28 protein-coding genes and 2 pseudogenes are annotated in these 22,742 nt (G+C 59.0%); 15 read left to right on the top strand and 15 right to left on the bottom strand.

The window, feature by feature from the left end:
- Positions 1–70: 70 nt before the first annotated feature.
- From C8C92_RS09550 to C8C92_RS09535, 4 genes are all read right to left on the bottom strand, one after another.
- Complete coding sequence (locus tag C8C92_RS09550) at positions 71–565, bottom strand: MarR family winged helix-turn-helix transcriptional regulator (RefSeq protein ID WP_099760076.1); 495 nt, start codon at positions 563–565, stop codon at positions 71–73.
- Between the two features lie 80 nt (positions 566–645).
- The gene (locus C8C92_RS09545; RefSeq protein ID WP_165829349.1) at positions 646–1,761 is read right to left on the bottom strand and encodes a toxin-antitoxin system YwqK family antitoxin; all 1,116 of its coding nucleotides are present in this window, start codon (positions 1,759–1,761) and stop codon (positions 646–648) included.
- Positions 1,762–1,921: 160 nt separating this feature from the next.
- The gene (gene msbA / locus C8C92_RS09540) at positions 1,922–3,757 is read right to left on the bottom strand and encodes a lipid A export permease/ATP-binding protein MsbA (RefSeq protein ID WP_116743637.1); all 1,836 of its coding nucleotides are present in this window, start codon (positions 3,755–3,757) and stop codon (positions 1,922–1,924) included.
- Between the two features lie 268 nt (positions 3,758–4,025).
- Complete coding sequence (locus C8C92_RS09535) at positions 4,026–4,406, bottom strand: hypothetical protein (RefSeq protein WP_116743636.1); 381 nt, start codon at positions 4,404–4,406, stop codon at positions 4,026–4,028.
- A gap of 112 nt (positions 4,407–4,518) precedes the next feature.
- On the opposite strand from C8C92_RS09535, the gene C8C92_RS09530 reads away from it, so the two are divergent.
- Positions 4,519–5,583 (top strand): ribonuclease Z, encoded by a 1,065-nt coding sequence (locus tag C8C92_RS09530; RefSeq protein ID WP_243420159.1) that lies wholly within the window; start codon positions 4,519–4,521, stop codon positions 5,581–5,583.
- Here the strand turns inward: C8C92_RS09530 and C8C92_RS09525 are convergent.
- On the bottom strand, positions 5,570–6,226 hold the full coding sequence (locus tag C8C92_RS09525) for a tetratricopeptide repeat protein (protein WP_116743635.1): 657 nt from the start codon (positions 6,224–6,226) through the stop codon (positions 5,570–5,572). The genes C8C92_RS09530 and C8C92_RS09525 overlap by 14 nt on opposite strands.
- Positions 6,227–6,389: 163 nt before the next feature.
- Between C8C92_RS09525 and C8C92_RS09520 the strand changes: the two genes are divergently transcribed.
- On the top strand, positions 6,390–7,049 hold the full coding sequence (locus C8C92_RS09520) for a hypothetical protein (RefSeq protein WP_099760081.1): 660 nt from the start codon (positions 6,390–6,392) through the stop codon (positions 7,047–7,049).
- Positions 7,050–7,082: 33 nt separating this feature from the next.
- A complete protein-coding gene (locus C8C92_RS09515; protein WP_099760082.1) occupies positions 7,083–7,553 on the top strand; it encodes a GNAT family N-acetyltransferase in 471 nt (156 codons plus the stop codon).
- Here C8C92_RS09515 and C8C92_RS09510 read toward each other — a convergent pair.
- Positions 7,550–8,167 (bottom strand): TetR/AcrR family transcriptional regulator, encoded by a 618-nt coding sequence (locus C8C92_RS09510; protein ID WP_116743633.1) that lies wholly within the window; start codon positions 8,165–8,167, stop codon positions 7,550–7,552. The genes C8C92_RS09515 and C8C92_RS09510 overlap by 4 nt on opposite strands.
- A 245-nt stretch (positions 8,168–8,412) precedes the next feature.
- On the opposite strand from C8C92_RS09510, the gene C8C92_RS09505 reads away from it, so the two are divergent.
- Positions 8,413–9,564 carry an MFS transporter gene (locus tag C8C92_RS09505; RefSeq protein ID WP_207781073.1) on the top strand — a complete coding sequence of 384 codons (1,152 nt, stop codon included), beginning with the start codon at positions 8,413–8,415 and terminating at the stop codon, positions 9,562–9,564.
- Between the two features lie 9 nt (positions 9,565–9,573).
- Here the strand turns inward: C8C92_RS09505 and C8C92_RS09500 are convergent, their stop codons facing one another.
- Together C8C92_RS09500 and C8C92_RS09495 are read right to left on the bottom strand one after the other, a co-directional pair.
- Entirely contained in the window at positions 9,574–10,068 is a 495-nt protein-coding gene (locus C8C92_RS09500) for a prolyl-tRNA synthetase associated domain-containing protein (RefSeq protein WP_116743631.1), read from the bottom strand.
- Between the two features lie 68 nt (positions 10,069–10,136).
- The gene (locus C8C92_RS09495) at positions 10,137–10,334 is read right to left on the bottom strand and encodes a DUF3079 domain-containing protein (RefSeq protein ID WP_096234537.1); all 198 of its coding nucleotides are present in this window, start codon (positions 10,332–10,334) and stop codon (positions 10,137–10,139) included.
- 400 nt (positions 10,335–10,734) lie between these two features.
- Between C8C92_RS09495 and C8C92_RS09490 the strand changes: the two genes are divergently transcribed.
- A complete protein-coding gene (locus tag C8C92_RS09490) occupies positions 10,735–11,130 on the top strand; it encodes a hypothetical protein (RefSeq protein ID WP_116743630.1) in 396 nt (131 codons plus the stop codon).
- A gap of 362 nt (positions 11,131–11,492) precedes the next feature.
- Positions 11,493–11,876, top strand: coding sequence for a cytochrome c (locus C8C92_RS09485; protein WP_116743629.1), 384 nt, complete (start codon positions 11,493–11,495; stop codon positions 11,874–11,876).
- A 178-nt stretch (positions 11,877–12,054) separates the two neighbouring features.
- On the opposite strand, the gene C8C92_RS09480 is transcribed toward C8C92_RS09485, so the two are convergent.
- Positions 12,055–12,447: a GFA family protein gene (locus tag C8C92_RS09480; RefSeq protein ID WP_116743628.1), complete on the bottom strand. Its 393-nt coding sequence runs from the start codon at positions 12,445–12,447 to the stop codon at positions 12,055–12,057.
- Between the two features lie 208 nt (positions 12,448–12,655).
- On the opposite strand from C8C92_RS09480, the gene C8C92_RS09475 reads away from it, so the two are divergent.
- On the top strand, positions 12,656–13,447 hold the full coding sequence (locus C8C92_RS09475; protein WP_116743627.1) for an alpha/beta hydrolase: 792 nt from the start codon (positions 12,656–12,658) through the stop codon (positions 13,445–13,447).
- A gap of 403 nt (positions 13,448–13,850) precedes the next feature.
- Here the strand turns inward: C8C92_RS09475 and C8C92_RS09470 are convergent, their stop codons facing one another.
- The 5 genes and pseudogenes from C8C92_RS09470 to C8C92_RS09450 all read right to left on the bottom strand — a co-directional run.
- A complete protein-coding gene (locus C8C92_RS09470; RefSeq protein ID WP_116743626.1) occupies positions 13,851–14,336 on the bottom strand; it encodes an arsinothricin resistance N-acetyltransferase ArsN1 family B in 486 nt (161 codons plus the stop codon).
- Between the two features lie 103 nt (positions 14,337–14,439).
- Positions 14,440–15,093: an NAD(P)H-dependent oxidoreductase gene (locus tag C8C92_RS09465; RefSeq protein WP_116745900.1), complete on the bottom strand. Its 654-nt coding sequence runs from the start codon at positions 15,091–15,093 to the stop codon at positions 14,440–14,442.
- A gap of 38 nt (positions 15,094–15,131) precedes the next feature.
- The gene (locus tag C8C92_RS09460) at positions 15,132–15,632 is read right to left on the bottom strand and encodes an arsenate reductase ArsC (RefSeq protein ID WP_116743625.1); all 501 of its coding nucleotides are present in this window, start codon (positions 15,630–15,632) and stop codon (positions 15,132–15,134) included.
- 56 nt (positions 15,633–15,688) lie between these two features.
- On the bottom strand, positions 15,689–16,036 hold the full coding sequence (locus C8C92_RS09455) for a metalloregulator ArsR/SmtB family transcription factor (RefSeq protein ID WP_116743624.1): 348 nt from the start codon (positions 16,034–16,036) through the stop codon (positions 15,689–15,691).
- A 376-nt stretch (positions 16,037–16,412) separates the two neighbouring features.
- Positions 16,413–16,664, bottom strand: a pseudogene (locus tag C8C92_RS09450) (capsid portal protein); the annotation flags it as partial.
- Positions 16,665–16,734: 70 nt separating this feature from the next.
- Here C8C92_RS09450 and C8C92_RS27725 point away from each other — a divergent pair.
- The 7 genes and pseudogenes from C8C92_RS27725 to C8C92_RS09420 form a co-directional block, all read left to right on the top strand.
- On the top strand, positions 16,735–16,947 hold the full coding sequence (locus C8C92_RS27725; protein ID WP_243420158.1) for a hypothetical protein: 213 nt from the start codon (positions 16,735–16,737) through the stop codon (positions 16,945–16,947).
- A gap of 42 nt (positions 16,948–16,989) precedes the next feature.
- The gene (locus C8C92_RS09440; protein ID WP_116743623.1) at positions 16,990–17,478 is read left to right on the top strand and encodes a phage tail protein; all 489 of its coding nucleotides are present in this window, start codon (positions 16,990–16,992) and stop codon (positions 17,476–17,478) included.
- Complete coding sequence (locus tag C8C92_RS09435) at positions 17,475–17,942, top strand: phage virion morphogenesis protein (RefSeq protein ID WP_116743622.1); 468 nt, start codon at positions 17,475–17,477, stop codon at positions 17,940–17,942. Before C8C92_RS09440 ends, C8C92_RS09435 begins: the two co-directional genes overlap by 4 nt.
- A gap of 121 nt (positions 17,943–18,063) precedes the next feature.
- Positions 18,064–18,627 (top strand): DNA translocase FtsK, encoded by a 564-nt coding sequence (locus C8C92_RS09430; RefSeq protein WP_116743621.1) that lies wholly within the window; start codon positions 18,064–18,066, stop codon positions 18,625–18,627.
- A 23-nt stretch (positions 18,628–18,650) separates the two neighbouring features.
- Positions 18,651–18,884 carry a hypothetical protein gene (locus C8C92_RS27200; protein WP_133250725.1) on the top strand — a complete coding sequence of 78 codons (234 nt, stop codon included), beginning with the start codon at positions 18,651–18,653 and terminating at the stop codon, positions 18,882–18,884.
- Between the two features lie 207 nt (positions 18,885–19,091).
- Positions 19,092–19,739, top strand: a complete 648-nt coding sequence (locus C8C92_RS09425) for a phage baseplate assembly protein V (protein ID WP_116743620.1) — start codon at positions 19,092–19,094, stop codon at positions 19,737–19,739.
- Positions 19,736–19,948, top strand: a pseudogene (locus tag C8C92_RS09420) (GPW/gp25 family protein); the annotation flags it as partial. The gene C8C92_RS09425 and the pseudogene C8C92_RS09420, both read left to right, overlap by 4 nt.
- A gap of 159 nt (positions 19,949–20,107) precedes the next feature.
- Here C8C92_RS09420 and C8C92_RS09415 read toward each other — a convergent pair.
- A complete protein-coding gene (locus C8C92_RS09415) occupies positions 20,108–20,485 on the bottom strand; it encodes a VOC family protein (RefSeq protein ID WP_207780986.1) in 378 nt (125 codons plus the stop codon).
- Between the two features lie 626 nt (positions 20,486–21,111).
- Between C8C92_RS09415 and C8C92_RS09410 the strand changes: the two genes are divergently transcribed.
- The gene (locus tag C8C92_RS09410; protein ID WP_165829345.1) at positions 21,112–22,533 is read left to right on the top strand and encodes a serine hydrolase domain-containing protein; all 1,422 of its coding nucleotides are present in this window, start codon (positions 21,112–21,114) and stop codon (positions 22,531–22,533) included.
- The last annotated feature ends 209 nt before the right edge of the window (positions 22,534–22,742 follow it).

Below are 22,742 nucleotides of genomic sequence, written 5' to 3'. Positions count from 1 at the left end.
TTTCATCAACGCTGCGACAGCGCCGATGATAATGGCAAGCGGGGCGCTCCAGCCACACGCTTGCGCGTCACTACATGGTGAAAGGAAACGGCTGCATGCCCGCCTGCCTGTCATCGGGGGCGACCACGGCCAGCAAGGCGTTCAAGCCCTGGTTCAGGTGCGCCAGGCTGTCGGGGTCCAGCTGGGCCAGCGCACTGGGCAGCAAGCCGCGCGCCGGCTGCGGCGCGCCGGCGATCACGGCCTGGCCCTCCGCCGTCAGGGTCAGCGTGACCACGCGCTGGTCGGGCTGGTCGCGCGCCTTGCGTACATAGGCTTTTTTCACCAGCGCGTCGACCAGGTTGCTGGCCGTCGTCTGGTGGATCGACATCGTGCCGGCCAGTTCGCCCATGCGCAAGCCTGGGCGCTCCAGCAATTCCTGCATCACCCACAATTGCGCGCCCGATACGCCGCATTGCTTCTCGATCTGCGCCGAGTGCCGCTGCGCCGCGCGCATGACGACGCGCATGTTTTGCAAGGCCAGGCCCTGTGCCCGGGCCACCGCCGAAACTTCCGCTTCCACCACCATTGCCTCCAGTTGTCAGACCCGGCTGCGCGCCTGCTGGCGGGCCGGAATCCCTGCATGATACCTGCAAAGGCGGCCCTCCACTAACTGCCTGTTACAGACTGTCCATCGCGCCAGGCCTGCTCCAGCACTAGCTTGCCGGTCTTGTCCCAGTGGCGCTCGATGCCGTGCTTCTTGCCATGTTCGTAAGGCACGATCTGCCGCAGGCTGCCATCGCTGTACCAGGTCTGCAGCAAGCCGTGGCGCTGGCCTTTGACAAACGGCGTCACGCTGGCGCGCACGCCGTTGGCATGCCAATCCGTCGTATCGCCATGATCGCGCCCCTGCGCGTCTTTCTGCCAGGCAAACACGGGCCGGCCATTCGGAGCCCACGTTTGCAAGCTGAGCACGGCACCTTTCCGGTACAGCGACTTGTTCGACACGACGCCGTTGCCATGGCTTTCAAACGACCAGCCGTCGGGCTGGTCGTGCACCCACATGGTCCTGGCCAGCACGCTGCCATCCTGGGCAACCGTGACAAACTCGCCCTCGCGCTTGCCATTCACAAACTGTCCCCGTTGGAACAGCTTGCCATCGTCATAAAACGATTCCTGCACGCCATCCATCTTGCCATTGCGTCGATACGAGCGGTGGCTGACGGCGCCGTTCGCGCCATACGACACTTGCTCGCCATCGGCCATCTCGTCGCCGTGATACAGCGTCTTGTGCGCCAGCTGGCCATTCTCGTGATACGTTTCCGAGATGCTGTCGCGCCCGTTCGGCAAGGCGGTCACCCGCTGCTGGACCTGGCCATTCTCGAAGTACACGCAGCCGCCGAGCAGCTCCTCGCCCTGGGCATTGAAGTAGGTTTCGCGCAGCAGTTGGCCATTCTCGTAGTAATGCTTGCGAAAACGCACGAACCTGACCTGGCTCAAGTCCAGGTCGGTGGTGTAGGTTTCAAAGGCCAGCATGCCTGGCGTGTCGGGAAATTCGAGCCGCACATGCCAGGCGCCCAGCGCCTCGTCGCGCACGGGCGGCGTGCGCAGCGCGTACACGGCGCGGCGCTGATTGCTCGGCATGAAATTTTCATCCAGATACATGGTCTGCTGTTCCTCCTGTAGCGTTGGCGTTGTCGTTGGCGCCAGTTCCTGTGCCGCCAGCGGCAAGGCCGCACCCAGCGCGGCGGCCAGCAGCCAACGCCGCGTTTGTTGATTCTTCATGTTGCTCCATTGATCATGTTGCTTTGCGGCCACCATCATAAAGGCAAGCGCCGTTCGCCATGGGCACGATTGCCGCCCATGAAAAAAGGCCGGGACGGACCTGCTGGTCCGGCTCCGGCCCGGCGGATGCACTGGCGCGCCAGGCGCCAGGTGTCAGGCTTCAGCTCACGCCATTCTTAACGGGAGACAACTGGCTCGCATGCAGCCGTGCATATGCGCCGCCCTGCTGCAGCAAGGCGGCATGGCTGCCCGACTCCACCAGGCGCCCGCCCTGCATGACGACGATGCGGTCGGCGCTTTCGATAGTCGACAAACGGTGGGCGATGACGATGGTGGTGCGATTGCGCATCAGCACTTCCAGCGCCGCCTGCACCTGTCGCTCCGACTCCGTATCGAGCGCGCTGGTCGCTTCGTCGAGCAGCAGAATCGGCGCGTCCTTGTACAGGGCGCGGGCGATGGCAAGGCGCTGGCGTTGTCCGCCCGACAGGCGCGAACCGTTCTGCCCCGCCTGCGTTGCGTAGCCTTGCGGCAACTGCATGATAAAGTCGTGCGCGTAGGCGGCGCGCGCCGACGCTTCGATTCTGTCCTGGTCCGGGGCCGGGTCGCCATACGCGATATTCGCCGCCATGGTGTCATTGAACAAAATCACATCCTGGCTGACGAGGGCGAACTGGCGCCGCAGGGCCAGCAGCGCGTAGTCGCGCAGGTCGACGCCGTCGAGCAGGATCTGCCCGCCGCTGACGTCGTAGAAGCGCGGCAGCAGGCCCAGCAAGGTCGTCTTGCCGCCGCCCGAGCCTCCCACCAGGGCCACCGTTTCGCCGGCGCGGATGTCGAGCGTGATATCGCTCAAGGCCGTGGGCGCATCGGGATCGTCGCTGTTGTAGCGGAAGTGGACGTTTTGCAGCGACAGATTGCCCTGCACGGCCGCCGGGGCCACAGTCCCCGGGTCCGGTTCCAGCGGGGTGTCGATCAGGCCGAAGACGGATTCGGCCGCCGCCAGGCCCCGCTGCAGCGGCTCATTGATTTTGGTTAAATTCTTGATCGGCGACTGCATCGCCATCAGCGCGCCCATGAAGGCGACGAAGGCGCCCGGCGTGATGGCGCCGCTTTGCGCGCGCAGCATGGCAAAGTAAATCACGGACGACAGGGTAATGCCGACGAGCATCATGATGAAGCCGGAATTCATGGCCGAGGTGGCGGCATGTTTGACGGCCAACTGGCGGTTGCGCTTGACGACGTCGACGAAGCGCGCCTGTTCATAGTCTTGCCCGCCAAAGATCTTCACCACGCGCTGGCCGGCGATGCTTTCGTCCAGCACGGACGTCAGCTCGCCCACGGCTTGCTGCGAACTCTTGCTCAGGTGGCGCATGCGGCGTCCCGCCAGGGTCACGACGATGGCCACGATGGGCATCGAAGCCATGCAGAACAGCGCCAGTTTCACATCGATGCTGAACAGCAAAATCAGATAGCCAATGGTGGCGACGGAGTCGCGCACCATCACGTTGAGCACGTTCAAGCCCGCCTGCGACACCTGGCTGGCGTCGAAGGCCACGCGCGACTGCGTCAAACTGGTGGTGGTGGTATCGAAGAAGCGGCTGGGCAGGCGCATGATGGTGGCGAACATTTTTTCGCGCAAATCGGCCTGCACCCGGCTCGATAGCCATACGGAACCGTAATCGCCGGAAAAGCTCGACACCATGCGCAGCACGGCCAGGCCCAGGATCGTGGCGGGAATCACCCACAAGTCTACCTGTCCCGCATGCGCGGGCAGGAAGCGGTCGACCCAGCCCTGCAGCATGCCCATCACGCCGGATGCGGGCGCGACCTGCTCGCTGGCCGTCGTGCGCATGGCATCGACGACGTTTTGCAACTGGCGGATTAACAATACATCGGTGGCGGACGCCACGCCGACAGCCAGCAAGGTGGCGGCAACGATGGCGCCATAGCGGCGAAACTGGCCGGCCAGGCGGAAGAACAGGAGGCGACTTTGCTGCATGTAGTTGGAAAAAGTGAGGGTAAAGCGTGATTCTAACCGCTGCCAGACTTACCTAAGCAGGTCGCACTAAGTTATTGTGATTTCTGACTTCCATAACCGACGCTCTGCGGTGTTGCCCGCTGCTAGCAGTGCTCGCACTGCGTCGCAGCGGGCGCCTTGCAGAGCATCCGGTTCTGTTCGTCATAACTTCACAATAATTTCCCACGACCTACTTAGACGAAAGTCGCACCTTGCCGGCGCAGAACCGGCAAGGGCCATGCGCGGGAAATCAGCTCTTCGCTATTGTCCACGCGGCCGTGCCGGCCTTGCAGACTTTCAGCTTGAGGGTCTGTTCCTGGCCCTTGGCGCTCAAGCCCACCTGTACCTTGCGGCAGGTTTGCGCGTCCGTCTTTTGCGTGTCGCTGGCCGTGATCTCGGCGGCGATGCGCACGGAATTGCGCAAGCCTTCATTGCTCCATTGCACGGTTTCGCCATCCTTCTTGTCATTGAGCACGTCGGCGACGGCTTTCACGAAGACCGGCTTGTCATTCTTGTTCAGGTAAGCCATCGGCGTATCGGCCAGGAAACCCAGGCCGACGGCGGAAGCGGAAGCGCTGCAGGCTGCCAATGCCAAGGCGGCGACGATTTTCCGATAGTGTGTACGCATCATGTCCTGCCCTTTAAAGTGAATTCGATAGTAGCTACAGTATGACCCGAAATGACTCCGGATCATACTTTTAACGCAGGCATTCTATATTTGTTTGCGCAAAGCAAGTGTACGCTTGAGCTGGTACCGCGTTGCCTCGCGCCACAAGCTGGCTGCGGCCAACAGCGTTGGCAAGCCCGCACGCCTGCCGCATAATGCGCCCATGTTCAAACTGACTTTTCTCGGCACGTCTTCCGGCGTGCCCACGCGCCACCGCAACGTCACCTCGCTGGCCCTGCAAACCACGCACAACCGCGACTGGTGGATGATCGATTGCGGCGAAGCCACGCAGCACCGGCTGCAGCGTCTGCCCTTGTCCGTGCACGACCTGGTGGGCATCTGCATCACCCACGTGCATGGCGACCACAGCTATGGGCTGCCGGGCTTGCTGGCCAGCGCCTCGATGACGGGGCGCAAAAAACCCCTGCTGCTGATCGCCCCGGCCGCCATCAAGGCCTGGATCGACGCGACCCTGCTGCACACGGAACTATTTTTGACGTATCCGCTGATCCACATCGACGTGGACAGCGCGCCAGTCGTGCATGAGGAAGCGGGCTTGACCATCTCGCGCCATGCGCTGTCGCACCGCGCGCCAAGCGTCGGTTATCGTTTCGCGCTGGAAACGAGCAGATGGAAGCTGGACAAGGCGGCCCTGCAGGCAGCGGGCGCGCCACCCGGCCCCGCCTGGGGACTGTTGCAGGCGGGCCAGGATGCGATCCTCGACGATGGCACGGTCTTGCGCGCCACCGCTTTCCGCCAGACGGAAACGCAGTGCGCCACGGTGGTGATCGGCGGCGACAACGACACGCCGGCGTTGCTGGCGGACGCCTGTGCCGGCGCGCAGCTGCTCGTGCATGAAGCCACCTACACGGAAGCGATGCTGCAAAAGGTGGGCCCCGGCCCCACGCACAGTTCCGTGCAGCGCGTGGCGCAGTTTGCCGAAGCGGTCCGCTTGCCGAATCTGATCCTCACCCACTTCAGCGCCCGCTATCACAATGCGGACGGCATGGCCGAGCTGGAAGCGGAAGCCCGGCTGCATTACTCGGGTGAATTGTTCCTCGCGCGCGATTTCGACAGCTATGAACTCGATGCGGCGGGTGTACTCACCAAGCTGCCGACAAAGAAATCTAGTGGGGATTGACGCCGTACTGCGCCGCATATTCAGCGGCCAGCGCGCGCGCCGCCTGCTGCTGTGACGGCGTGAGGATTTCCAGCAACTGGTCGCGGTTCTTGATCGATTGCGCGCTGCCCGCCTCGGCCGGCATGGCGATCCAAGCATACGCCTGCACGTAATCGAGCTCCACGCCCTGCCCTTGCGCGTACAGCAAGCCGTATTCATTCTGCGCGGAAAGGGAACCGGCCTCGGCCGCCTGCTTGTACCAGAACGCCGCCTCGGCGTAGTCTTGCGTTACACCATCGCCCTTGCGGTAAGCCTGCGCCAGGTTGAATTGCGACTGGCCATCGCCCGCCTCGGCCGCCTGGCGCCCGTAGGCCAGCGACTGGGCCATGTCTTGTGCGACGCCATCGCCGCTCGCATACATCAGGGCCAGGTTGGCCAGCGACGGTGGAAAGCCCGCTTGCGCCGCCGCCGTGAACAGTTCCACCGCTTTCGGCACGTCTTGCGTCACGCCATGGCCCTGGTAATACAGGCTGGCCAATAAATGCTGGCCGGCCGGTTCGCCGGTGCGCGCAGCCGCGTCGAATTGTTTAAAGGCCTCGGCGTAATTGCCGTCGTTATAAGCGAGGATGCCCGCTTCATTCAAAGATTCGGGAGAGGATGTCATCAGAATTCCTTAATCGTGGATTTTTTGGCATTGTACACAGCACTGTTCCGCGCCGAATGCACGATAGGAACGGTGTGGCGCATTGCCCAAATCCTGCGTTATGATCGTTCACCGCACGATTAAATCCCGGCATAACGACAAATGCCAGCCCAAGAATATCTCCATGAAACTGATTGTTTTGCTTTTATCCCTGATTTCCACCTCGGCTTATGGCGCCACGCTGCACCTGGACAAAGCCGCGACAGGCAAAGTGCGGCAAGCGGCCGATATCCGCTATGCGAATCACGATGAAAAGCAGACCTACCAGCTGAAAATCGGCAAGCAGTGGATAGCTGGCAGTTGCAGCAGCAGCGGCACGGGCAATTTGCATGCGCTGCTGCTGGACATGAATTTCGACGGCCATGCCGACCTGTGGGTGACCGGTTACACGGATAGCCAGGGACGCGTCCGCTGTTCCGACGTGTGGCTGTGGGATGCGCCAGCGAGGCAATACCGTTTCAACAAGCCCTTATCGGCGATTCCGAATCTGGATATCCGCATCGCCGATCAAGCAATCGCAGGCGGCATCGCCAATTGCGGCTGCGCGGCGCAATGCTTTTATGAAGACAGCTATGCTTGGCAAGCCAGCAAATTAATTACCACCGCCCGGCGCGAACAGGATTGCGAGCGCTACCGGGAATACCGCTTGAATGATAAAAACGACTTGATCATCGTCAAGGATGAAATCATCGATAGCGGCAATCCTGGCCAGCAAGCCATCGAGAATACCAAAGCCTATGACTGGCAGCGCCACGCGCACATCATGCGCAAACCGTGGGAATAAATCCTTCACTACCATCGAACAATGAACACACACATGACGACACATCCAGCATCGATCACTTTCCATGCCGCCAAGGCGGAAGACACCCCGGCCTTCATCGCATTGCGCGGCAAGACGCGGCAAAACGCCATTTCCAGAGAACGCCTGGCAGAAGTGGGCATCACGGCCGACACCTGGGCGGACATGATGCGCTCAGGCAGCCTGCCCGGCCAGGTCTGCCATCATGACGGCCACCTGGTCGGTTACTGCTTTGGCGAGCGCGACACGGGCGAAATCATCGTCCTGGCCCTGCTGCCTGAATTCGAAGGTCTGGGCATCGGCAAGACCTTGCTGGAATTGGTAATGATGGAGCTGCGCGCGCAGGGCCATCAACGGCTATTCCTCGGCTGCTCCAGCGACCCCGCCTCGCGCTCCTACGGCTTTTACCGCTACCTGGGCTGGACCGCAACGGGCGAGACCGACAAGTATGGCGACGATGTGCTGGAGTTTCGCTGGACGGCCTAGGCTTTAACGCGATTGGCATCCCACACGCGCAGGATCTGCGTAATGGCAGGGTCAAACACGGCATAGCCCACACCGTCGCGGGCCTGGATAGCCACGCCCGATAAAAAACTGTCAAACACGGCCGCCAGCGCCACTGCATCCGTACCCGCAGGCAATTCACCGCTGGCCATGCCCCGCTCGACGCAATGCACGAAGCCGGCGCGCGTGCGCACGCGCGAAGCGGTCAGAGGCGCGGCCACGGCCGAATGTTCGGCCGTCGGCGCGCTCATGCAGCCGAGCGCCACCATGCAGCCCGGCGGATGCCCCGGCTCGGACTGCATCGCCGCCGACTGGCGCAAGGCCTGCTCGACAGCCGCGCGCGGCGCCAGTCCATCGTCCCACAAACACTGCGTCACGCGTGCAAAGGTGTCCAGATAGCATTGCGCCGCCTCGCGGAACAACGCTTCCTTCGAGCCGAACGCCGCATAAAAGCTGGGCGCGGAAATGCCGCCGCCCAGGCTCGCCTTGAGCTGGCTCAAGGACGTCGATTCATACCCTTGCTGCCAGAATAAAAACATGGCCTGCTCGACCGCTGCCTGCCGGTCGAACGTGCGCGGCCGTCCCATTTGCGCCATTTATCGCTCCTTCTCATCTACTCATAGGCCACTTACATACTACTCGATACAGAAGTCATTGACAACGGAACGCGCCATCGCCTATATTTGTACCGATCGATATATATGTCACCACGACGGTCAGGGGCAGTCCTGCGCCTGATCTCTTTACAAGGATGTTTGCCGTGAATCACGCCACACTCACTACCGGAACCAGCGCTGCGCTGGCCGACCGCCTCCCCGTCGCCGGCCTGCTGGCCCTGGCCATGACGGGTTTTATCTGCATCGTCACGGAAACCCTGCCCGCCGGCTTGCTGCCGCAAATCAGCGCGGGCCTCGGCATCAGCGCCGCGCTGGCCGGGCAAATGGTCACGGCCTACGCGCTCGGCTCCCTGCTGGCAGCCATTCCACTCACCATCGCCACGCGCGGCTGGCGCCGCCGCAACGTGCTGCTGCTGACCATCATCGGCTTTCTCGTGTTCAATACCGTCACGGCCCTGTCGTCCCACTACTGGCTGACCCTGGCGGCCCGCTTCTTTGCCGGCATGGCGGCCGGGCTGGCGTGGAGCTTGCTGGCCGGCTATGCCCGACGCATGGTGGCGCCGCACCAGCAAGGCCGCGCTCTGGCGCTGGCCATGGTGGGTGCGCCAATCGCCCTGTCGCTGGGCGTGCCGCTGGGTACCCTGCTCGGCTCGCTGGTGGGCTGGCGCGCCGCGTTCTGGATCATTTCCGCCCTGACATTAGTCCTGATCGCCTGGGTGCTGGCGAAAGTACCGGACTACCCGGGCCAGTCCGTCCATGAGCGCCTGCCCCTGCGCCGCGTTTTCACGACACCGGGCGTGCGCCCCGTGCTGGCCGTCGTCATCACCTGGATGCTGGCGCATAACATTCTCTACACCTACATCGCCCCGTTTGTGGCGCCGGCCGGATTGACGGGACGCATCGACCTGGTCCTGCTCGTCTTCGGCGCCGCCGCCATGGCCGGCATCTGGATCACGGGCAAGCTGGTCGAGCGCCACCTGCGCGCCAGCGTGCTGGCCAGCCTGGCCGTGTTCGCCGCGACGGCCCTGGTGCTGGGCATGGCCTCGCACATTCCCGCTGTCGTCTACCTGGGCATGGCCGTCTGGGGCCTGAGCTTCGGCGGCGCGGCAACGCTGTTACAGACGGCGCTGGCCGACACGGCCGGCAGCGGCGCCGACGTGGCCTTGTCGATGAATGTGGTGGCGTGGAATGGGGCGATTGCAGCCGCGGGCGTGGTCGGTGGCGCCTTGCTGGAAACCTGGGGCGCGAGCGCCTTTCCCTGGGCCATGGTGGCGTTGCTGGTGCTGGCTTTCGTGTTCGCCTGGTCGGCCAGCGCGCACGGTTTCCGGCCGGGCCGGCGCAGCGGCAGCGGCAGCGCGCCCGTGGCCGGGCATTGAGGCGACCGTTTAATCAGCCGCCGGCACCGTCACGATGCGGGGCACGTGCCCCGTATACGCCAGGAAACTGGCCAAGGTGGCATGCGACAGCGCCACGGTGGCCGTGTTGCGCAGCGGATGGGCTTGCACAGAATCAGCTTCCCATACGGCCTGGTCCAGCACCAGTTCCACCGCCTGTGCGCCGTCGTGTATCAGCGCAAACAGGCTGACGGAGCCGGGTGTGATGCCCAGGTGCTGCAGCAGGCGCTCGGGCGAGGCCATGCTCAACTTGCTGGCCGTCAGCAAGCGCCCCAGTGCCGCCAGGTCGATGCGCTTGTCGAACGGCACGATGACGAGAAAATGCCGCCGGCCCTTCTCGTCGCGCACGAACAGGTTTTTCACCATCAGGCCGGACATGGCCGGCACGTGGTTCAGTGCTTCATCGATGGTGTGCACGGCCGGGTGTTCGACCAAGGTGTAGTCACCGGCACTGCTTGCCAGCCAGCGGGACAGGGTTTCTTGCATGGTGATTTTCTCAGCGCAGGCGCGTGTGCGATGGGCAATTGTAGCGCCGCGCCGCATGGTGCGCTTGACTAAGGCTTGCTTTCGTCCTCTTTCTTGTCAGCGGCCGCCAGCCCCCAGTCATTCCAGCCTTCGCCAAACAGTTCGATGGGGTGCTGCGTGCGTTCGGAACCATTGCCGCAGCGCATGGCGTCCGGCGGGCAATACTTGTCGCAGCCCCAGCAGATGCGTTCGGGGTTCTTGGGGTTCAAGGGAAAGGGCTTGGCCATGGCGTGGGGATGCAGTCGGTTGAGGTCTCTTCGACGACTCTAGACCTGGCGCGGGGGGCGGTCAAACGGATTTCGGCAGGAAATTTGCTCAAGTCAAGTTTGCGAAGATTGCTGTCGCGGCAGCTGGCATCCTGCGGTCACCCAGGAGACCAGCGAATGTCATTCCCTCTCATAACTGGTCACCGCATCATTAGCATTACTCTTGATGACCTTCATTATTTTGGCATTGCCTTTATACTTCATAATCGCTTTACCGCGTAGAAAAGGACGTTTCCAGTCGCGCCGTAGACAAGATGCATGCCCGCATTTAACGCTCGTCAAGACCGAGGCGGCCAGGTCACACAAGCAGGCACGCTGAAACTTATCGGATAAAGAACAAATTTGGCAAAGGATTATAAGTATGTTGCTACCGTTACGATTGCATAAACGCGTGTACGCCACCCTTGCTGGATCCTTTTTTCTTGTTGCGGGTGCCTCATCGGCATTTGCCAGCACGCTTGACGAGGATCGGACACGCGGTGACATACATGGATTGTTTGAAATAAGGGAGGCTGCGGTACAGTTCATTGCAGCAGAGAATCTTAAAAATGGAACAAAGTGGCAAGCCATGGAGCCGAACCGGAAGATTCTGGTTGCCAAATGTGCGGTATCTCTGCGCGTGAAATGGGTTCCGAAGAGCCATGGCCTGTCTGGACCGAATGTTGCGGTAAGTTGCAACCAGACCGTAAAGCCGACGATGCAAAAGAAGTGGGAAGTGTTCGTCCCCATCAACAAGGGGCCGATGGCGCATACATGAGCACATCGGGGTCATTCCATGGCATTGCACACGAACTGAGGTGCTGGACGTCATAGAAGCTGACTCAACCGAGGAGATAAGCGGAACCACGCGGCGCGGTCTTAAGTAGGTCGTGGGAAATTATTGTGAAGTTATGACAAACAGAACCGGATGCTCTGCAAGGCGCCCGCTGCGACGCAGTGCGAGCACTGCTAGCAGCGGGCAACACCGCAGAGCGCCGGATATGGAAGTCAGAAATCACAATAATTTATTGCGCCCTACTTAGCACTGGCACCACAATTTCGCTCCTGAATCGCTAAACTGGTGCAACCGAACAACGGAAGATATAATAATCGATTCAGATTTTATTAATACAAGACCACATGAAAATAAAAATATCATTCATCGCTTCGCTAGGAATGCTATCGCTCATTCAAGCATCACCATCCTTCGCGGATAATATCAACGGGAAAAATCTCTATATACAGCGATGCGCCGTGTGCCATGGAACAGATATCAAGGGAACTGGCCCACTGGCGAATAAAAGCAATCCTCCCACGCCTGACCTTACAACAGCCGCCTTCAAAAAACGCCTGAAAGATTATCCGGGCGTTATTGTTTCATCAGTCATACTTCGCCCGAATGGCGACTTGATTCCAAAAACCTTGCGAGAAAATGGCGTAAAAATATCGCCGTACGCATGGAAGGTTCAGGATTTCCGCGACTTGAATCAATACATGAGTGGTGTGATTGCAAAGACTCGATGATTTCCAGGCAAGATTGGTGCGTGGAGTTGCCGTTGGAGGATTCAGCGCGGGCTGGGCCGGCAGGCCCGGCGCTTCAAATCTCGCACGCAGGACGCGAAGCCAGCAAACGAACATCGACATTCTTCGAAATATCAAGAGTGCAATAAAAAAGCCAGTCAACTGACTGGCTTTTTTTGATTTATGTTGGACTTTCTTGAAACTGTTTTGCATTGTCACAAATTTCATACCATGCAGGCTTGGAGCCAACATAAACATGAAATTGTATTCTTACCTCAGGATCATCATCCAGGCAGTTAACTGATATTGGAAATGAATCACTCTCTGAACCAATTTCCCCCAACGAAGTCCCGCAATTTTTGCAAAAAGTTCTTGCATATTTAAACGGAGGCTCTGGCTCATATCGCTGAATAAATTCCCGCCCCTCCAGCAAGGTAAAAGAATTTTTATCAACAAAGGCCAAGGCACTCGCTCCAGCCTTCCGACAACGAGAACAGTGACACATGCCCATCATGCTTGGGGGGGATGCCAATTCAAACTTTACTGAGCCACAGCAGCAACTGCCTTTGATCATGAGGTGTCCTTTTTGAAAGTTGACACTGTATTTTTACACAGTACTTCTGGACAGGCAAGGTCCACATGGTGAAATTTTCAGAAGTTAAAGCAGACGCACCGTGTGGGCCCGAGGGGCCAGATACCGATCAGATACTGACAAAAACTGACAGTCGACCCACGTATGATCGGCAAATCAAAAACTAAAAGATTACAGGGTTAAATTCACCATGACTACTTTTACGCATTCTTCAGGCCACTACTTATCCGTTGATGATGCCGAAATATACTTTGAAATCATAGGCAATCCGAAAGGGAGTCCATTGCTGTTACTGCACGGCGGCTTAGGCAACCTGACAGACTTCAATGGCATTGCCGCTCAACTTGCAAGTGAATTCAGATTGATTGGCGTTGATTTTCGTGGACACGGCAAGTCGACGCTCGGAAAATCCCGCCTGACCTATCAACGACATCAAGCAGATGTTGAAGCTATTCTGGCGCACTTGAACATCGATTGTTTTTCCATACTGGGCTTTAGTGACGGTGGCATCACTGCCTTGCGCATGGCCGCTGAAACCCCTGCGCGGATCAAGGGACTGGTGGCGGTGGCGGCTCAAAGTCAAATGGAAGCGGACGACCCGATCCTTCCCATGTTAAGTGGCGTGACGGCTGAGTTCTGGGAGGCAAAGTTTCCCGATGCAGTCTCCTACTACAGAGAGAACAATCCAGAACCAGACTTTGATGCGTTGATCAAATCGGTTGTCTCGCTCTGGACAAATATCAAACACAGCGCTTACCCAGGCAGTCTGATCAAGCAGATCACGGCACAAACGTTGCTGGTGCGTGGCGACGAAGATCATCTTTGTTCGTTAAAGTGCATCGCTGAACTACGAGATCAAATAAAAGGTTCTGTCTTCCTGAACATCCCATATGCGGGGCACGAGGTCTACAAAGATTCTCCTGTTTTATTCATGAAGGTGGTGCACGATTTTCTTACCCATCAGATTACCAAGACATGTTAGTTGTCTAGTTTCGTGCTGATCTGCATTGGCGACACCAGACGGTTCCGGGTGCGAATTTTTGGTCAATCATTGCTTTGCGAAGGGACTCAGGGCGCGAGGTTCAGGTCTGCCATTTGGCACACGAAGTGATGCGTTGAGTGCAGTGCGCGCCGTCGGTGCGCGGTGTTGCCGCGCAGTGGCTGCAAGGAGAAGATTCGAAGGGCTGGGCCGATAGGCCCAGCCCTTCGAATCCCAAGAACAGTGTAACCCGTCGCTAGTTTTTAATCCTTCAAAATACTTCATACATTTCAGATGATTACGCGCGATTTCGTTCCGCAATCAGTGTTTTTCTAGCGCCTAACAACGTGCTGTTTTCACCGCCCTACACGGACGATGCGGACATCCAATAATCATAAATAAATGACTACGCAAGCTGCAGCTGCCAATATCCCACATCAATCCACTGATCAAATTTACGGCCGACCCGCTTGAACATGGCCACCTTCTCGAATCCCAGGCGTTCATGCAAAGCGACACTGGCGTCGTTAGGCTGTGCGATACCGCCGATAACCACCTGCAGCTTTCGCTGACGTAAATCATCGATTAGCGTGCTGTAAAGCTGCAGGCCAACTCCCTGCCCCATATACTCATGCGCCACGTATACCGTCGATTCGACCGAAAAACGATAGGCGCTCCGCGCACGCCAGGGCGTTGCGTAGGCATAGCCGACTATCTCTCCGTCACGCTCAAAGACGTACCACGGCAACTGCGCGCCGACAGAGGCGATACGCTGGGCCATCTCATCGATGCCCACTACGTGCTCTTCAAACGTGATGGTGGAACTGCTGACGTAATGGTTATAGATCGTGGCGATCATGGCGGCATCGGCGGTAGTGGCAAGTCGAATCATCAGGGGGATCCCAATAAACGTGAAGTGACAGGAGGTGGCACGGCCGCAAGCTGCGCATGGCGCTTTTTAATGGTATTCCAGCAATAACTGATCCACTTGTGCCTCATGGCGCATTGCGCTGGGACGGGTCGCGCAGGAATGCCGGCGAAGGCCCTGTTCCTCCAGAACGCGCCCGCTCCCGTCCGGCGGCCTCGGCCCACCAGATCAGCTGGGAAAAGGTGCGCTGGATATAGGAAACCCAGCGCGTACTGTCGACTTCGGGCGCAAAGGTACCATCTGCAGCGAAAACAGTGTGTGCAGCCGGGATGTGCACCATGGCTGACACCGGCAAACAACCCAGCTCGGACAGAAAAGCGCGCATGCCCACCGCCGCCCGCACGCCCCCCCACTGTCCTGTCGAATAAGTCACGATGGCACTGGGCTTGAAGGCAAACAGGGAACTGCCAAAATGGTTCAATAAATGCGCCAGTGCCGGACTCATCGAATGATTGTATTCGGGGCTGACCATCACATACCCATCGGCGCTGGCAATCTCACTTGCCAGGTGTTCCAACGGCAGGGGTGCCCGCCCCTTTGCATAGGAAAAGTGCGGCTTGAACACTTCACCCAGGTCGTAATCGAGTGGATCGATGAGCACCACATTGTGGCCATCGCGGCCGCACTGCGCCGCGCACGCCTTGGCGACGCGTTCGCCCACGCGCGCCGGCAGGGGCGGTGTGCTGGTGCGAATCGAACCGAGAAATACCAAAATTTTCATGTTGCCCTTTCCAGCCAAGACCTCGGCCGCGTCACACATCAGACGGCGCTTTGTCCGATGGCTTTGATCTCATGCTGGATCGCGTTTTTTTCCAGCATGTGCAGAGGCAAGCTGACGAAGACGTTCATTCGGGTCATTATCTGACGGAACACCTTATGAAATACCGCGCGCTTTTCTTCGTCGGTGCCGATCACTGCAGCAGGATCTTCAAAGCCCCAGTGCGCCGAAAGGGGATGGCCTGGCCAATAAGGGCAGACCTCGCCGGCCGCGTTGTCGCATACAGTAATGATGAAGTCCATGTGCGGTGCGTCTGTAGTTCCAAAGTCATCCCAGCTCTTGCTGCGCAGTTTTTCGAGCGGATAGCCGGTCGCTTCAATTTGCTCGATGGCGAATGGGTTCACGCTGCCACCCGGATGGCTACCAGCTGAAAAGCCGCGAAAGCGCCCCTTGCCCATAGTAGAGACCAGCGCCTCGGCCATCACGCTACGGGCTGAGTTTCCAGTACATAGAAACAATACGTTGTACACTTTTTCGGTCATGACGACTCCTTCAAACAATGCATGGTGGGTAAGCGGTTCGATTTGTACGTTTGGATTCATACAGCGTCACAGACAATGCCTTGCCCAGTAATGCAAGGTGCACCACCGCAGCAGTTATCGGTCAAGAAACCGATAAGAGCATTCATGTTGTCAACATCCGCTGCGTAGATGACAAAGCGTCCATCCTGGCGCGGCACGATAAGGCCCGCGTGCACCCGTTCCTTTAAGTGAAATGACAGGGACGATGGCGGGATACCGATGTGTTCGGCAATCTTCGTTGCCGCCATTCCTTGTGGCCCAGCCTGGATAAGCAGGCGAAAGCTGGCCAGACGCGATTCTTGCGCCAGCACAACTAAGGCAGCAATAACTTTTTTGGTTTCCGTATATCCCCAAGTCAATTCCATAATTCTATAATAGTAGAATTATGGAATGAAAGTAAAGCTGTTTATGCCACGCCGCCCCTAAGTTAGGTCGGCTGGATTAACTGTTTGGCCCAGCATTGCGCGCATGGCCGCGCTCGATGCGGCCCTGTTCGAATGACATGTAGGGGCGGCGCGAGGACTACGGCGCGAGGGTCTGGTCCGCCATTCGTACACGAACTGATGCGTTGGCCGTCGTTACAGGCTGGCTCAGTCGAAAAACTGATTAGAACTACGAACGCGCGCCTGCGGCGCGCGATGCTGCCGCGCAGCGGCAGCGGTTGGAGGATTCGAAGGGCGCGAAGGCGCCCTGCTCGCTTCCGCCAGGAAATAGAGAAACCGCTTTCTGAACTGACCCCAGATAGTTGCCCGGCCCCTTGCTGTCGCGCATGGTTTGGCGCAGGTTGTCCACGTCGTGCGTGTTGGCGGCGGCGTCCATCATGTAGAAGACGAAACCGGCGTGCGAACCGTTCTTGTAGTACTTGCGACGGAACAGGGTGGCCGCCTCATTAAGCCAGGCCGATTGCAGCGCGCTCAAGTACTGCGGCACGCCGTACAGCTCTTGGTTCACGTCCGGTTCCATCAGGTGGAAGACGTGGCCCTTGTCGAACTGCAGCGGGCGGCCGCCACCAGCAAAGCCGCCCTGGCACAGCGCGCCGACCACCTCACCCAGGAGCAAACCCATGCGAAAACTGAACGCGACCGTTTTAACGATGACGTGCGCAGCGGCGCTGTGCGCCTGTCAATCCCCGTCACCAGCGGCCAGTGCGCAGCCACTGCAGATTCCACCGCTGCCGCAAGCGATCAGCACCAAGCGCGCGCCGAACTTGACCCAGCGACTGCGGCAGCTCTTGACGCCATTGCCGGCGACGGCGACGACGCCACCCGCCAGCTGAACGCCTGTATCGACGCCTACAACACCGTGCGGAACACCTACCATGTACAAACCGAATAGCCTGCGCCAGCACCTGGCCGCCGCCATCCCCGACCTGCAGCGCGATCCCGACCGCCTGCTGGTCTTCGCCGACGAGGGCAACGTGGTGGCGTCGGCCACCGCCTCCCTCTCCTTCGAATACCGCTTCAAGCTCAACCTGATCGTGACCGATTACGCGGGCGACGCCGACGCCATCATGGTGGCCCTGATCGCCTGGCTCAAAGTGCATCAGCTCGACCTGATGGCCAATGAGGAAACGCGCAAGCACGGCATCGCCTTCGAAGTCGATTTTAATAACCATGAGACGGTCGACATTTCCATCAAGCTGGACCTGACCGAGCGCGTGGCCGTCAAGGCGGGCGAAGCGGGCCGCCTGGACATCAAGCACCTGGCCGAGATACAGCACATGCCAGCCTATGCGGACGAGTTCTGGAAGCTGTATGACGGCGACACCCTGCTGGCCGAATGGCGCACCCCCGAGGCGACGCCATGAACGACGACCTGCACGCGCTGGAAGCCTGGGCCGGCGCCCTGCTGGCCAAGCTGCAGCCGGCCCAGCGCAGGGCAATCAATCACAAGGTAGCCATCGACCTGCGCCGCAGCCAGGCGCAGCGCATCAAGGCGCAGCAGGGGCCGGATGGCGCGGCCTATCCGGCGCGCAAGCGGCGCAAGGAATTCAAGGGAAAGAATGGACGCATCAAGCGGCAGAAGGCGGCTATGTTTGCCAAGATTCGCACCGCCAAGCACCTGAAAGTGAAGGCGACCGGCGGCCAGATCGAAGTTGGCTTCTTTGGCTGGGCGGCGCGCGTGGCGCATGTGCATCAGTTTGGCCGGCAAGACCACATTACCAAAAAAGGGCCCGTCTACAAGTACCCGGAGCGGCCGTTGCTGGGCTTGAGTGAACCGGATCGGACGTTGATACGCGAATCCTTACTACACCATATTACGCCGAACTAAGACACGCGGAATCAAACTTTCAAGAGCCGTCCAGAGAGCTTTTGATGCATTGAGTGTGTAATACTATGCTACCTCCGTTATTCTTTAGACTTGTTCAGTCGTTTTGGAAAGGTAGTTTTAAATGGTCAGTGACTTATTGTATGAACGGGCTGTGGCATATGTGACGCAAGAGAATGACACCTCTTGTGCTGGGTTACAACGAAATTTAGATATCGGTTACGAAAAAGCAGTTGAGCTGAGGGTACAGATGGAGGAAAACGGAGTTTTCCTAAACTTAAAAATGACGACCTGCAATGAAAATATAATCAAGGTCGATCACACAATAATGGAAGAAGACTCGAAGAATGTAGCCGAACCGTTTTTCAAGCCATGGATTGGCGCCGATTACGCGGCATCGGACGAGCGTCTACTTATTCTAGGCGAATCCCACTACGGTGACGAATCGATGTCTGGCAACTCTACTATTACATTCACCCAAGAATATGTGGACGGACAAAATCATCGTTTCTGGACATCGATTATGCAAGTCGTGCGTGGCCAGCCGTATTGGGAACTGGACCGGAGAGAATTCTGGCAAAGTGTCGCATTCTATAATTACGTACAGCAGCCTGTTGCTGAAACGGCTAAGGTCGCACCAACCTCGGAAATGTTTTCCTTGTCGAGAGATGCTTTTTTTCGGTGCTAAGTCAGTTGGCCCCAAGAAAAATCTTGGTTCTTTCTAATCGCCTTTGGGAAAACATGCCTGCAGGTGGTCTGCCGGGTCCGCAGCTTTCCTTTGAACAGGGCACGAGAGAAACTTTACTATATCAATATGAAGGCGGTCAGGCATTGGCTTCCTGGGTTCCCCATCCTTCTTACAACTTTAGTTGGCCCCAATGGCATCCAATGATTAAAGCATTACTTGAAAAAAAATTTTTGCAGGAAGGCGTTACTGCAGAATAAAAGCGAATGCGATGCAGGCGTTCGTTGTGAGTACTCAGATGGTAGCCGCAACGTGATAGGGTCCTTGGGCACTAAGGAATTGCCTTGCTACGTCATCAATTCTCAGGATGACGTGAGTTAGCGCATCAAACACCGCCATAGTCACTAAGCTGTTTATCAACCCGCCCCCGCGTGCATCCGCACGCGGACTTCGGCAACATGCACTGCATGAACGCCGACCTGTCCGACCTCCTCCGCTTGCTGCAAAACCTGATCCGCCTGGGCACCATCGCCGAGGTCAAGGGGGCCAAGGCGCGCGTGCGGCTCGGGCCGACACTCACCACCGAATGGCTGAAATGGACCACCCGGCGCGCCGGCAGCACGCGCACCTGGTCGGCGCCCACCGTGGACGAACAAGTCATTGTCTTTTCCCCTGGCGGCGACCTGACGCGCGGCATCATCGTGCCGGCGCTGTACTCCCAGGAATTTGACGCGCCAGAAACCAGCGACACCATCCACACCACGCATTATTCCGACGGCGCCGTGGTGCAGTACGACCACGCCGCCCACGCCCTGACGGCCACGCTGCCCGGCGGCACCGCCACCATCACGGCCGACAAGGTCACGTCGAACGCGCCCAGCACCATCTGCACGGGCGACCTGACCATCATGAAAAACCAGATCGTCAAGCAATCCACCACCGTGGAGGGCGCCACTACCCTAAACGGCGGCGTGAACGCCAAGGCCGGCGCCGCTGGCGGCGTGGCCATGGCCGTGCAAGGGACGATCAAAGCCAGCGAGGACGTGCTGGCCGGCGCCATCAGCCTGGCCAAGCATGCGCACGGCGGCGACAAGTCGGGCGGGCCGCAAGCATGATGGGCATGCACGCCGCCACCGGGCGCAGCCTGACGGGCCTGGGCCACTTGCGCCAGTCGGTCACAGACATTCTCACTACGCCCATCGGCTCGCGCATACGGCGCCGCCGCTATGGTTCCGAAGTGCCCGAGCTGATCGACCAGCCTCTGAACAGCGCCACGCAGTTGCGCATCTACGCGGCCACCGCCTTTGCCCTGCGCCGCTGGGAACTGCCTCCACTTTAAAGGCGTGTGCCAACTGACGCCCCTCAAAATACTCATTAAAGAATTTTCGAGTAATTCCAGAAAAGGTAGAAGTCTTTGCCCCAAGAGCTTTTGGAGTTTCAGAAACAAGTTCCGCAATATCAAATCTGCTTAGCGGCTGACCAGTCATGATTTGTTTTGGTATAGGTCCCAGCGATTTCCGTAGAGATCCTCAAATACCACGACCGTTCCGTACTCTTCCTGACGCGGTTCCTCACAAAAGTGAACGCCTGCGGCCTTCATGGCACCATAATCTCGCCAAAAATCGTCTGTGTGGAGGAAAAGGAAAACCCGCCCACCACACTGATTGCCAATAAATACCTGCTGGCTGTCGTTTGAGGCACGAGCCAACAAAAGATTACAATCGCTTTCTGGGTTCGGCGTTACAACCACCCAACGTTTCCCTGCTTGTGGCGTGTCTTCGACCACCGTAAATCCGAGTTTTTCTGTGTAGTACTCGATAGCCCGATCGTAATCGTCGACGACGATAGCCACATACCCCATGCATCTTTTCTGCGTTCTCAAAATTCCAATCCTTCCATTTTCGCCAGCTGGCGGCGAGGGTTTTCACGGCTGAAGCCGAATAACATTCGTACCTACTATGCTACCTACGAATGAACATTGGAACAAAAATTCTTTGCGCACACGCCCCCAGGCGCGACGGCATCAAGGTAAGAGTAAAGTCAGCGCCGTCTTGAGCCTGGCGTTGATTTGGCAGATGATGGCATCACACCGCTGGGAAGCGGCATGTTTTTTAAGCTGAGGGGAGCTGCGCGGCGCAGTTCCAGGGCAGGAAGTCGTCGACCGGCTGACCGGATGATCGGCGATATTGGTTGCGCGCCCCTACCATTAGATCCAGGGCGAGCAAATGGCAGTCTGCTGCCATGACCCCGACGGCTGCTCCCCGCTTTTGTCGGCACTGACCCCGCTGTTTTTGTTGGCAATGCTAGCGCCGCGTAGAGATTTTGCTGAAAACAAACGACCTGGACCAAGCATTCCACCATCCGTCGCAAATCCAGGGAACCTCGGACAACGCTCGATAAGATTAGCCCATCCAATTAATGAAAGGGAAACTTATGCGCCTTCGTCTATGGCTACTGCCAGTCCATGCTTCAAGCCGCGCGCTACGTATGGGAGCCTTGCTGGGGGTGGCGGCATGTAGCGGCTCCGCCCACGCGGGCGAGTCGGATATAGCCGAGCGTATCGCCAGCGGGCTGCGGCAGCGGGTGGACATCGCAGGCGAGCCGACGCAGACCTTCGATATCCAGCAGCGCCTGCGCCGCTATAAGGTCTCCAGCGTCAGCGTGGCGGTCATCCGCGACGGCAAGATCGCCTGGGCCGGCGTCTACCGGCAACCGTCCGCACCTGCGGCCGACACCGACACGCTGTATCAGGCCGCGTCCATCAGCAAGGGCGTGACCGGCGCGCTGGCGCAGCGGCTGACGGGCAGCAGCAAGCTCCAGCTCGATAGTCCGGTGGACGCCTGCCTGCGGCCGTGGAGCCTGCCCTCCGGACAGCAAAGCCCCGAGCATCCGGTGACCTTGCGCAATTTGCTCAACCACACCGCAGGGGCGACCGTGTCCGGCTTCCCCGGCTATCCACCGTCGCAGGCGATCCCTACGGACCTTCAGGTAATCAAGGGCGAGCCGCCGTCGCTCACGCCGGCGGTCGCCATCCAGACCATCCCCGGCGCCGCCCATGCGTATTCCGGCGGCGGCTACACCATCGCCCAAGTCGCCATGCAGCAATGTCTGCGCACGCCTTTTGCGGAGTTGATGCGCCAGCAAGTACTGCAGCCGCTGCGGATGCGGCGCAGCACATTCGCGCAGCCATTGCCGGCGGCAGAACACAACCGCGCGCGCGGCCACTACGCCGACGGCAGCGAAGTCGAAGGCGGGGCCTTCGTCTATCCCGAACTGGCGGCCGCCGGCCTGTGGACCACGGCCAGCGACCTGGCGCGCTTCGCCATCGGTGTCCAGCGGTCGTGGAAAATCGGCACGGCCTTTCTGAGCACCACCCAGGCGCGCGATCTGCTGACGCCGGCGCTGAACAATTATGCGCAGGGCTTCTTCGTGGTCGGCGATGGCGAGCACAAACGCTTCATGCATTCCGGCGGCAACACCGGTTTCAAGAGCACCTACGCGATGTATCTCGACAGCGGCAACGGTGTAGTAGTAATGACCGACGGCGACAACGGCAGCTATCTTGGCGGCGAGATCGTCAAGGCGGTGGCGTCCGCCTACGACTGGCCGGACTTCAAACCTCGCCTGGCCCAGATGGCACCGCTGGACCTGGCAACGGCCACACGCCACGTCGGCATCTATCAGCTCGACAACTTCGAGGGCCGTTTCGCCAACCGCTACGAACTGCGCTTCGACGGCAAGGACTGGACAATGGTGATGCCGGACATCGGCGCCACCCGGCTGGTGCCGACCGGCAAAACCAGCCTGGTGTCCCCCGAGACCGGCGACATCATCGAACTGATGCAGGATGACGCCCAAGACCTGCTGTTAATCGGGGGGCGCAAGGCCCACCGCAGCCCGGACAGCTGAATCGGCAACGGTAGCGCCAATTCGGCAAGAGCGTACGAGGCGGTGCTGGTAAGCTACCCTCACGACGAGTATCCAGACTAGTTGCGGAAATCACTTCCGCAACTAGTCAACTTAAGAAAAGAAAAATTATTGTCTTTTTGGTAAGACATGGATCGAAAAAACAAGGACTATTCCATAGTTCTGGCGGAAGCGGTGTACCGCGATTATCT

Origin of the sequence: Janthinobacterium sp. 78, from assembly GCF_003096775.1 — a bacterium.
In the GTDB taxonomy this organism is placed as follows: domain Bacteria; phylum Pseudomonadota; class Gammaproteobacteria; order Burkholderiales; family Burkholderiaceae_D; genus Janthinobacterium; species Janthinobacterium tructae.
Note: the sequence above shows the minus strand (reverse complement) of the source record. Positions and strands in the feature narration are given on the sequence as shown.